The following is a 10396-nucleotide window of genomic DNA, read 5'->3' on the forward strand; positions in this document are numbered from 1 at the left end:
GTCGAGAACGCGGGTCGAGAACGCGGGCTTCGCGAACAGTCCGATGTCGATCATCGGGTCCTTCATCGACTTCTGCCTGCGCACGAACACCACACCCGACACGACACCGACGAGACCGACGCCGAGGAGCACCGGGTCGACGCCGTGCACCACGGTCTCCTTGACCGCGTACACCAGCGGCAGCATCGTCGTCATCGACAACGCCGCGCTGAGCAGGTCGAACCGTCCCGGCGCGGGGTCCTTCGACTCGGGAATCACGATCGGTCCCACGGCGATCAGCACCAGCATCACGGGGATGTTGATCAGGAACACCGAGCCCCACCAGAAGTGCTCGAGCAGCCAGCCGCCGATCAGCGGGCCCGCCGCGGTGCCGCCACCGGCCATCGCTCCCCACACGCCGATGGCGAGGGTCCGCTGGCGCGGGTCGACGAAGATCGTGCGGATCAGGCCGAGGGTCGCGGGCATCAGGGTGGCACCCGAGATTCCCTGCAGCACACGGGCTGCGATCAGCATCTCGGGTGTCGGCGCCCATGCCGCGATCAGCGAGGCGATACCGAATCCGGCGGCGCCGAGGAGCAGTAGCCGGCGCCGCCCGATCCGGTCGCCGAGCGTGCCCATGGTGATGAGCAGTCCGGCGAGGACGAAGGAATAGACGTCGATGATCCACAGCAGCTGCGTGCTGCTGGGCTCGAGGTCGGCGCTGATGAACGGCAGTGCGAGGTCGAGCACCGTGCCGTCGACGGCGATCAGGAGGACGGCGAAGGCCAGGACGACCAATCCGAGCCAGTCTCGGCGTGATGCGGAGGACTGACCTGGCGCGCCGTAGGCGTCGTTGATCCCGCGATCCGTGGAGACAGACATTTATCTTCCTGCGACTTTCCGATTGGGGCCGGCAGCGTGATGAACCGTCCGGCCGGTACATTTTCGTTACCTTACCGTGAACCGTCCGGACGGTAAAGTTATTTCCCGGGTACAGTCCCTCACCATGGCTGCCGGTACGCGCGATCGAATACTCGACGCCCTCGAGAAGCTGCTGCTCGACGTGGGTATAGCCCAGGTGACCCTCGAAGCCGTCGCTGCGGAGGCCGGGGTGTCCAAGGGCGGACTGCTCTACCACTTCCCCAGCAAGGAAGCGCTTCTCGCCGCGATGGTGCGCCGGCTCGGCGAGCGGGCGGACGCCCAGCTCGCCGACGCCGTGTCCGGCGGCACCTCGCTGTCCGAGTGGTATCTCCAGGTTCCCGACGCGAGCACCACCGAGGAACTCGCCCTCTATCGTTCGACCATCGCCGCGCTACGGAGCGTCGACGGTCAGCACGACGAGATCCAGAAGGCCGTTACCGAAGTGATGCGCGGCTGGGACGAAGGTCTCCAGAGCGAGATCGACGATCCCGTGCAGGCCGAGATCGTGCGCCTCGTCGGCGACGGCATCTACCTGGCCGCTCTGCTCGGGCTCCCCATGCCCGAGCCCGAGCTGTACACGAAGGTCGTCGCGCGGCTGCTGCAGAAGTAGCGGCTCAGGTGAGGTAGCGGTAGGCGGGGCTCCCCGGCTCCAGGCGTTCCACCTGCATCCGGGACTGCTCCATCCGCTCGAGCAGCTCGCCGAGCCCCTCGGCCTTACCGAGTTCGATACCCACCAGGGCGGCGCCGGTCTCCCGGTTGTTGCGCTTCACGTACTCGAACAAGGTGATGTCGTCCTCGGGGCCGAGCACCTCGTCGAGGAAGCGGCGGAGCGCGCCCGGCTCCTGCGGGAAGTCGACGAGGAAGTAATGCTTCAGGCCTAGATTCACCAGCGAGCGTTCCAGGATCTCGCCGTACCGCGAGACGTCGTTGTTGCCGCCGGAGATCAGGCACACCACCGTGGAACCCGGTTCGAACGTGATGTTCCCGAGGGCCGCCACCGACAGGGCGCCCGCGGGCTCGGCGATGATGCCCTCGTTCTGGTACAGCTCGAGCATCGCGGTGCACAGCGCGCCCTCGTCGAGGTTGGTCATCACGAACGTCTCCGGATCGAGCCGGATCGTGGACGCCCCGCCGGCCTGGCCCAGCGACGTGTGCGTCACCACCTCGGCGCCGAGGGCGGAGACCACGGCGTAGGGCAGGTCGCCGACCCGCTTCACCGACGCGCCGTCGACGAACGGGTCGATCTCCGTCAACGTCACGGGACCACCGGCGACCAGGGCCGCCGTCATCGACGCCGCTCCCGTCGGCTCCACGCCGACGATGGCCGTGCGCGGTGCGTGCGCATGCAGGTAGGTGGCGATGCCGGCGATGCACCCGCCGCCGCCGACCGGGACCAGGACGGAATCGGGGGCCGCGCCGAGCTGGGCGAGGATCTCGGCGGCGATGGTGCCCTGACCGGCCGCGGTCCGGGCGTCGTCGAACGGCGCAACCATCGTCGCGCCCGTCCGCCGCACGTCGGCGGCGGCCGCAGCGGCGGCGGCGTCGTACGTCTCCCCCGTCAGGATCAGCTCGACGAACTCGCCGCCGTGCGCACGGATGCGGTCACGCTTCTGCTTGGGTGTGCTCGACGGGACGTAGATGCGGCCGGTGATTTCCATTGTGCGGCAGGCGAACGCGACGCCCTGCGCATGGTTGCCTGCGCTGGCGGTCACGACTCCGGCGGCACGCTCGGCGGCGTCGAGCTGGGCCATGAGATTGTAGGCGCCGCGAAGTTTGTAGGAGCGCACGACCTGCAGGTCTTCACGCTTGAGGTAGACGTTCGCGCCGGTCAGGGTCGACAGGCGGTCGCTCCACTGCAGTGGGGTGGCGTCGATCACGTGGGAAATTCGCTCGATAGCCGCGTCGATATCGCCCACCGTCAGGGGCGAGGTGATGTTCTGGGCTGCGGTATCGGGCGATGTGGACACCCGGATATGTTCCCACTCTCCGGCCATGGGATACCAGTCGGGTTCAGCCGCGCGGATCGAACTGGGACGGTCGCGGCACGTTCCGGACGTTCGACTTCGCCATTTTCACGGCCTCGCCGACACCCCCGTTCATCACCATCTTCGACAACGCCAGTGCGAAACCGGTGAGCTGCCCACCCGTGATGGTCGGCGGCAGCGACAGCGCCAACGGGTCGGTGACGAGATCGACGAGGGCCGGTCCGTCGTGATCGAACGCCTGACGCAGACCCGATTCGATGTCGGCCGGATCCTCGATCCGGCGGGCGAAGATGCCCAGCGCGGACGCCACCGCCGAATAGTCGACCGGCGCGACGTCGACCCCGAAATCCGGCAGCCCGTCCACCAGCATCTCCAGCTTGACCATGCCGAGAGTGGAATTGTTGAACACCACGACCTTGACCGGGAGCCGGTACATCGCGACCGTCACCAGTTCCCCCAGCAGCATCGACAGCCCGCCGTCGCCCGACACGGACACCACCTGCCTGCCGGGCGCGCACACCTGGGCGCCGATCGCGTGCGGCAGGGCGTTCGCCATCGATCCGTGCAGGGCCGAGGAGAGGAAACGCCGCGAGCCGTTCGGCGTCAGGTAGCGCGCCGTCCACACGTTCGACATTCCCGTGTCCGTGGTGAAGATCGCGTCGTCGGCAGCGAGGTCGTCGAGGATCGACGCGGCGTACTCGGGATGGATCGGGACGCGCTGCTTGGCCGGTTTCGTGTACGCGCCGACCACCTTGTTCATCAGCATCCGGTGCTTCTCGAGCATGTCGTCGAGGAATCGGCGGTCGTCCTTCCGCCGGATCAACGGGACGAGCGCACGCAACGTGCTCTCCACGTCGCCGTGCACCGCCAGATCGACGTCCGTTCTCCTGCCGATTCGCTGTGCGGCCCGGTCGATCTGCGCGGTGCGGACGCCGTCGGGGAGGAACTGGTTGTACGGGAAGTCCGTTCCGACGAGCAGCAGGAGATCGGCGCCGTGCATCCCGTCGTGCGCCGCCCCGTACCCCAGCAGCCCCGTCATCCCGACGTCGAAGGGGTTGTCGTACTGGATCCATTCCTTGCCGCGCAGGGTGTGACCGATCGGCGCACCGATCGCGTCGGCAAGGCCCAGCAACTCCTCGCGTGCCGCGCGCACCCCTTCCCCGGCGAAGATCGCGACCTTCCCTGCCGCGTTCACGGCGTCCGCGAGTGCCTGCACGTCGGACTGGTCCGGCACGACCGACGGCGCAGCCGTGCGCGGCACCGACGGCGCCCGCCCCTCGGCGGGGCGGTCCGCGATGTCACCTGGCAGGGTGATCACCGCGACGCCGGACAGCGCGGTCGCATGCGCGATGGCGGACGCCATGACGCGCGGGGCCTGGGCGGGACTTCCGATCAGCTCCGTGTACCGGGAGCACTCGACGAACAGCCGGTCCGGGTGGGTCTCCTGGAAGTAGCCGAGACCGATCTGCTCGCTCGGGATCTGCGCCGCGATCGCGAGCACCGGCGCCCCGGACCGGTCCGCGTCGTAGAGACCGTTGATCAGGTGCAGATTGCCCGGCCCGCACGAGCCGGCGCAGACCGCCAGTTTGCCGGTGACCTGCGCCTCCGCGGCCGCGGCGAAGGCGGCGGCCTCCTCGTGCCGGACGTGGATCCAGTCGATGCCGCCGTTGTCCGCCCCGCCCGAACGCCGGACGGCGTCGACGACGGGATTGAGGCTGTCGCCCACGATTCCGTAGATCCGCCGGACGCCGGCGTCCTGGAGTTGACGTACCAGTTGATCGGCAACGGTTTTCGCTCTCATCGGGCCTCCGGTCGGGGACGGTCGAACGGCGAACGACAGCGGCGGGGCGAGACTCAGGCGGGTTCGAGCACGAACACCGGGATCTCCCGATCGGTCTTGGTCTGGTACTCGGCGTAGTCGGGGAACGCGGCGACAGCCCGCTCCCACCACGTGGCCTTCTCGTCGCCCGTGACCTCACGGGCCACCATGTCGCGGGTCGCCGAGCCGTCGCGGAGTTCGACGTGCGGTTCGGCCTTCACGTTGTAGTACCAGACCGGGTTCTTGGGGGCGCCGCCGAGCGAGGCGACGATCGCGTACGTCCCGTCGTGCTCGACACGCATCAACGGCGTCTTGCGGATCTTGCCGGATTTCGCGCCCCGGGTGGTCAGCAGGACGACGGGCCTGCCGCCCAACGTCGTGCCCTCGGCCCCGTCGGTGGATTCCATCAACTCGGCCTGATCCGCTGCCCACTTGGACGGACTGGGTTCGTATTCACCTGTGAGTGGCATGCGTCCAGTCAACACCTGATCCGCGAGAGCCCGCCACCGATTCCACCGAACCAGCGCGCATGCGAAGGACCGCATCCGTTTGTTCGTTGCGCCGAACTCCGGATTCCGAGTACCCTGATCGCACGCGGGGCCGTCCGCTCCCCCGACCCACTCCAGTGAGGTGACCTGCGATGACGACACACGACGCTTGGGTGCGCCGCGATGTGCCCCGCAGCACCCCCGCCCGGACCGTCGATCTGGCCGGCACCGAGTGGCCCCTCTACAAGCTGGAGGCCCTGGCAGTCGCGCTGCTGGTCTTCGTCACGATCCTCGTCGTCACCCAGACGCTGCAGGCGGCCGTTCTCACGGCCGCCGCTGCCGCCGTCGTGGTGTGGTGGGCGCGGCGGCTCTTCCCGCCGCGCTCGTAGCCTCACCCATCGAAGCGATCAGACGGACAGGCAGCTCGGTCCGAGCAGCGCCTTGAGGTCGCCCATCAACGCCGACGACGGTTCCACCCGGAGCACGTCGTCCACCTTCCACAACGTGACCTCGGTGCCGCCGATCAACCGCACGTGCACGTCCGAGGTGCCCGGATGGCGGGTCAGCACCTGACGCAGCGCGCCGATCTTGTCCTTGGTGCACTGACGCAGCGGCAGACTGACCGCCAACGGCTTCGCTACCCCCACCGCCGAGAGGTCCGGCACCGCAAGGTCGTTGGCGATGAGTGAGATCCGGTCGTCACGGATCGACACGCGCGCCTTGACGAGCACCACGGAGTCCTCGGTGACATCCATCCCGTACACCGAGTAGGCCTGCGGGAAGAACAGCACCTCGATACCACCGGTCAGGTCCTCGAGCTGCGCGGACGCCCAGGTGAGACCGTTCTTGTTGATCCTCCGGTTCACCGACGCGAGGATGCCGCCGACGGTGACCTGGGTGCCGTCCTTGATGTCGCCTTCGAGGATGGTCGGGATCGCGGTGTCGGACTGCGCCGACAACACGTGCTCGACACCGTTGAGCGGGTGCCCGGACACGTACAGTCCCAGCATTTCCCGTTCCAGCGCCAACCGATGCTTGGAGTCCCACTCCTCCTCGGGGATCTTCACGTTGAACACCGAGGCGATCGACTCGTCGGCGTCGTCGCCGCCGAACAGGTCGAACTGGCCGATCGCCTCCGCCTTCTTGGTACCCATCACCGCGTCGATGGCGTCGGCGTGGACGAGCATGAGCCCCTTGCGCGGGTGGCCCAGCGAGTCGAATCCGCCTGCCTTGATCAGCGATTCGGTGACCTTCTTGGAGCAGGCGGCCGCGTCGATCTTGTTGAGGTAGTCGGAGAAGTCGACGAACTTGGACTTCTCCTTGCGCGCCTTGATGATCGAGCCCACCACGTTGGCACCGACGTTGCGGACGGCGCCCATGCCGAACCGGATGTCCTCACCGACGGAGGCGAAGTTGACCTCCGATTCGTTGACGTCCGGCGGCAGCACGGTGATGCCCATCTTGCGGCAGTCCGCGAGGTAGACGGCGGCCTTGTCCTTGTCGTCACCGACCGAGGTGAGCAGACCGGCCATGTACTCGGCCGGATAGTTGGCCTTGAGGTACCCGGTCCAGAACGACACCAGGCCGTACCCGGCGGCGTGCGACTTGTTGAACGCGTACCCGGCGAACGGGAGGATGGTGTCCCACAGCGCCTTGATGGCGGGCTCGGAGAACTCGTTGGCGAGCATGCCCTCGCGGAAACCGGCGTACGCCTCCTCCAGCACCGACAGCTTCTTCTTACCCATGGCGCGGCGGAGAATGTCGGCCTGCCCGAGCGAGTACCCGGCCACCTTCTGCGCGATCTGCATGATCTGCTCCTGGTAGACGATCAGGCCGTACGTGTCGGCCAGGATCTCCTTCAGGGGCTCCTCGAGTTCCGGGTGGATGGGTTTGACCTCTTGCCGCCCGTTCTTGCGGTCGGCGTAGTCGTTGTGCGCGTTCATGCCCATCGGACCTGGCCGGTACAGCGCGAGCACCGCGACGATGTCCTCGAAGCCGGTGGGCTGCATGCGGCGCAGCAGATCGCGCATCGCACTGCCGTCGAGCTGGAACACGCCGAGAGTGTCGCCGCGCGAGAGCAGTTCGTACGTGGCCGTGTCGTCGAGCGCGAGGGTGTCGAGATCGAGTTCGATCCCCCGGTTCGCCTTGATGTTGTCGATGGCGTCACCGATGACGGTGAGGTTCCGCAGTCCGAGGAAGTCCATCTTCAGCAGGCCGATGGCCTCGCACGACGGGTAGTCCCAGCCGGTGATGATGGCGCCGTCCTGGGCGCGCTTCCACACGGGAATCGCGTCCATCAGCGGTTCGGACGACATGATCACCGCGCAGGCGTGGACGCCGGCGTTACGGATCAGGCCCTCGAGCCCCTTGGCCGTCTGGTAGATCTTCGCGACGTCCGGGTTGGAGTCGATGAGGGCGCGAACCTCCACCGCTTCCTTGTAGCGCTCGTGGTTCGGGTCGGTGATGCCGGACACCGAGATGTCCTTGGCCATGATCGGCGGCGGCAGCGCCTTGGTGATCTGGTCGGCGATCGCGAAACCGGGCTGACCGAACTGGACGCGGGCGGAGTCCTTGATGGCCGCCTTCGTCTTGATGGTGCCGAACGTGATGACCTGGGCGACGCGGTCGCTGCCCCACTTGTCCGTCGCGTACCGCACCATCTCGCCGCGACGGCGGTCGTCGAAGTCGATGTCGATATCGGGCATGGACACGCGCTCGGGGTTCAGGAACCGCTCGAACAGCAGGCCGTGCGGGATGGGGTCGATGTTGGTGATGCCCATCGCGTAGGCGACGAGCGAACCGGCGGCCGAGCCTCGGCCGGGGCCGACCCGGATGCCGACCTCCCGCGCGTGGTTGATGAGGTCGCCGACGACGAGGAAGTAGGCGGGGAAACCCATTTCGAGGATGACGCCGATCTCGTAGTCGGCGCGGGCCAGGTACTCTTCGGGCGGTCCGTCGGGGAACCGGCGGTCCAGCCCGCGCATGACCTCCTTGCGCAGCCAGGTGCCCTGCGTCTCGCCCTCGGGGACCGGGAAGATCGGCATCCGGTCGTGGTGCGCCCACACGTCGTCGTACGGCTGGACACGCTCGGCGATGAGGAGGGTGTTGTCGCACGCGCCGGGGACCTGGTCGTCCCACAGGGCCCGCATCTCCGCGGCGGACTTGAGGAAGTAGCCGTCACCGTCGAACTTGAACCGGGTGGGGTCGGACAGCGTCTTGCCGGTCTGGATGCACAGCAGCGCCTCGTGGTTCTCCGCGGCGTCCTTCGTGACGTAGTGGCAGTCGTTGGTGGCGAGCGGCGGAATCTCGAGCTTCTTGCTGATCTCGAGGAGGCCCTCACGCACGCGTCGCTCGATCGACAGCCCGTGGTCCATCAGCTCGAGGAAGAAGTTGTCCTTGCCCCAGATCTCCTGCCACTTGGCTGCCGCCTCGAGCGCCTCGCGGTCGTGGCCGAGTCGCAGCCGCGTCTGGATCTCGCCGGACGGGCAGCCCGTGGTCGCGATGATGCCCTCGTGGTGGGTGGCGATGAGGTCTTCGTCCATTCGCGCCCACTTGCCGAGCTGACCTTCGATCGACGCGAGCGAGGACAGCTTGAACAGGTTCCGCAGACCGGTCGCGTTCTCGGCAACCATCGTCATGTGGGTGTACGCGCCGCTACCGGAGACGTCGTCGGACTTCTGGCTGCGGTCGCCCCACAGCACACGCTTGGTGTTGAAGCGGGACTCGGGCGCGACGTACGCCTCGATGCCGATGATCGGCTTGATGCCCTGGTTCTTCGCCACGTTGTAGAACTCGCTGGCGCCGTACATGTTGCCGTGGTCGGTCATGCCCACCGCCGACATCTCCAGCCGCGCGGCCTCTTCGAACAGGGGGCCGACCTTGGCCGCACCGTCGAGCATCGAGTACTCGGTGTGATTGTGCAGATGTACGAACGAGTCAGCCACGTGCGCCTCTCTGAAGGTCTGGGAGCCTCACGAGTGTAGGCCCTCGGACCGACAGCACCGGTCGCCGACGGCGGGTGTCGGCGAAGTCGTGACGCGAGTTACGGGACGGGCGCCTGGGACGGGGCGGAATTGCGCCGCTCGCGCCGGACCCGCACCAGCGCATCGGTACTGAAGATCGCGAGCGCCACCCAGATCAGGGCGAAACCGATCCACCGCGACGCGGGCATGTCCTCGTGGAGAACGGCGACGCCCCACGCCATCTGCAGCGCCGGTGTCAGGTACTGCAGCATGCCGAGTGTGCGCAACGGCACCCGTTGCGCCGCGGCGCCGAACAGCAGCAGAGGCAGGGCGGTCACCGGGCCTGCGGCCATCAGCAGCAGGGTGTGCCCGACCCCGAACCCCAGGAACGTGCCTGCGCCGGTGAGGGCGAGGAACACGAGATAGCCGACCGCGACGGGTGCGGCGACGATGCCCTCGGCCGTGAGGCTCGTCCGCGGATCGAGCGGCATCACCTTCTTGCACAGCCCGTACAGCGCGAACGAGGCGGCCAGGGTGAGCGCGATGTACGGCGGATGCCCGTAGTCGACGGTGATCACGATCACCGCGACGGCGGCGAGGGCGAGCGCGACGATCTGGGCGGGCACGAGCCGTTCCCGGAAGATCACGACCCCGAGCAGCACGCTCACCAACGGGTTGATGAAGTAGCCGAGCGCGGTCTCGACCACCCGGTCCGACGTGACCCCGTAGATGTAGGTGCCCCAGTTCACGGCGATGGCCGTCGACGCGGCCGTGACCAGCAGCCAGGTGCGCGCGCTGAGCCCGCGCAGCGAGCGGAGCCGGCCCGAGACCGCGAGGACGACGAACATGAGTGCGAGCGTCCACACCACGCGGTGCGCGAGGATCTCCACCGACCCGGCCGGGCCGAGCAGACCGAAGAACGCGGGGAACGCACCCCACAGCACGTAGGCGCCGACTCCGCAGGCGGCGCCCACGGTTTCCGCCTTCCGCGCCGTCACGAACCGCTCCCCGGGACGGCCCCGTCGTCGGGGCCGGGCGCGACGGTCTCGACCACCCGGTCCGACGTGACCCCGTAGATGTAGGTGCCCCAGTTCACGGCGATGGCCGTCGACGCGGCCGTGACCAGCAGCCAGGTGCGCGCGCTGAGCCCGCGCAGCGAGCGGAGCCGGCCCGAGACCGCGAGGACGACGAACATGAGTGCGAGCGTCCACACCACGCGGTGCGCGAGGATCTCCACCGACC

General features: G+C 67.9%; 8 protein-coding genes and 1 pseudogene. 2 read left to right on the top strand and 7 right to left on the bottom strand.

Features of this window, described 5'->3' with window-relative positions:
- A partial coding sequence (locus AC1DWT_RS46350; RefSeq protein WP_477925840.1) for an MFS transporter occupies positions 1-861 on the bottom strand: 861 nt, incomplete at its 3' end.
- A gap of 124 nt (positions 862-985) precedes the next feature.
- Here AC1DWT_RS46350 and AC1DWT_RS46355 point away from each other — a divergent pair.
- Complete coding sequence (locus tag AC1DWT_RS46355; RefSeq protein ID WP_072945313.1) at positions 986-1510, top strand: TetR/AcrR family transcriptional regulator; 525 nt, start codon at positions 986-988, stop codon at positions 1508-1510.
- 4 nt (positions 1511-1514) lie between these two features.
- Here the strand turns inward: AC1DWT_RS46355 and ilvA are convergent, their stop codons facing one another.
- The 3 genes from ilvA to AC1DWT_RS46370 are packed head-to-tail and all read right to left on the bottom strand — an operon-like array spanning position 1515 to position 5174.
- Entirely contained in the window at positions 1515-2867 is a 1353-nt protein-coding gene (gene ilvA, locus AC1DWT_RS46360; protein ID WP_072945404.1) for a threonine ammonia-lyase IlvA, read from the bottom strand.
- A gap of 43 nt (positions 2868-2910) precedes the next feature.
- Positions 2911-4686 (bottom strand): pyruvate dehydrogenase, encoded by a 1776-nt coding sequence (locus AC1DWT_RS46365; RefSeq protein ID WP_072945316.1) that lies wholly within the window; start codon positions 4684-4686, stop codon positions 2911-2913.
- Between the two features lie 53 nt (positions 4687-4739).
- Positions 4740-5174, bottom strand: a complete 435-nt coding sequence (locus AC1DWT_RS46370) for a nitroreductase family deazaflavin-dependent oxidoreductase (protein WP_072945406.1) — start codon at positions 5172-5174, stop codon at positions 4740-4742.
- A 170-nt stretch (positions 5175-5344) separates the two neighbouring features.
- On the opposite strand from AC1DWT_RS46370, the gene AC1DWT_RS46375 reads away from it, so the two are divergent.
- Entirely contained in the window at positions 5345-5581 is a 237-nt protein-coding gene (locus AC1DWT_RS46375) for a hypothetical protein (RefSeq protein WP_072945318.1), read from the top strand.
- Between the two features lie 18 nt (positions 5582-5599).
- On the opposite strand, the gene dnaE is transcribed toward AC1DWT_RS46375, so the two are convergent.
- The 3 genes and pseudogenes from dnaE to AC1DWT_RS46390 form a co-directional block, all read right to left on the bottom strand.
- Complete coding sequence (gene dnaE / locus AC1DWT_RS46380; RefSeq protein ID WP_072945321.1) at positions 5600-9136, bottom strand: DNA polymerase III subunit alpha; 3537 nt, start codon at positions 9134-9136, stop codon at positions 5600-5602.
- A 98-nt stretch (positions 9137-9234) separates the two neighbouring features.
- On the bottom strand, positions 9235-10152 hold the full coding sequence (gene rarD, locus AC1DWT_RS46385; RefSeq protein ID WP_206012653.1) for an EamA family transporter RarD: 918 nt from the start codon (positions 10150-10152) through the stop codon (positions 9235-9237).
- A gap of 44 nt (positions 10153-10196) precedes the next feature.
- Positions 10197-10396, bottom strand: a pseudogene (locus AC1DWT_RS46390) (EamA family transporter RarD); the annotation flags it as partial.

The sequence above is a fragment of the Rhodococcus sp. P4_B6 genome, assembly GCF_056402215.1.

Excerpts from the sequence above, each read along its gene's own strand:
- AC1DWT_RS46355 (WP_072945313.1), top strand. The coding sequence starts at position 986 with ATGGCTGCCGGTACGCGCGATCGAATACTCGACGCCCTCGAGAAGCTG.
- AC1DWT_RS46365 (WP_072945316.1), bottom strand. The coding sequence starts at position 4,686 with ATGAGAGCGAAAACCGTTGCCGATCAACTGGTACGTCAACTCCAGGAC.
- AC1DWT_RS46370 (WP_072945406.1), bottom strand. The coding sequence starts at position 5,174 with ATGCCACTCACAGGTGAATACGAACCCAGTCCGTCCAAGTGGGCAGCG.
- AC1DWT_RS46375 (WP_072945318.1), top strand. The coding sequence starts at position 5,345 with ATGACGACACACGACGCTTGGGTGCGCCGCGATGTGCCCCGCAGCACC.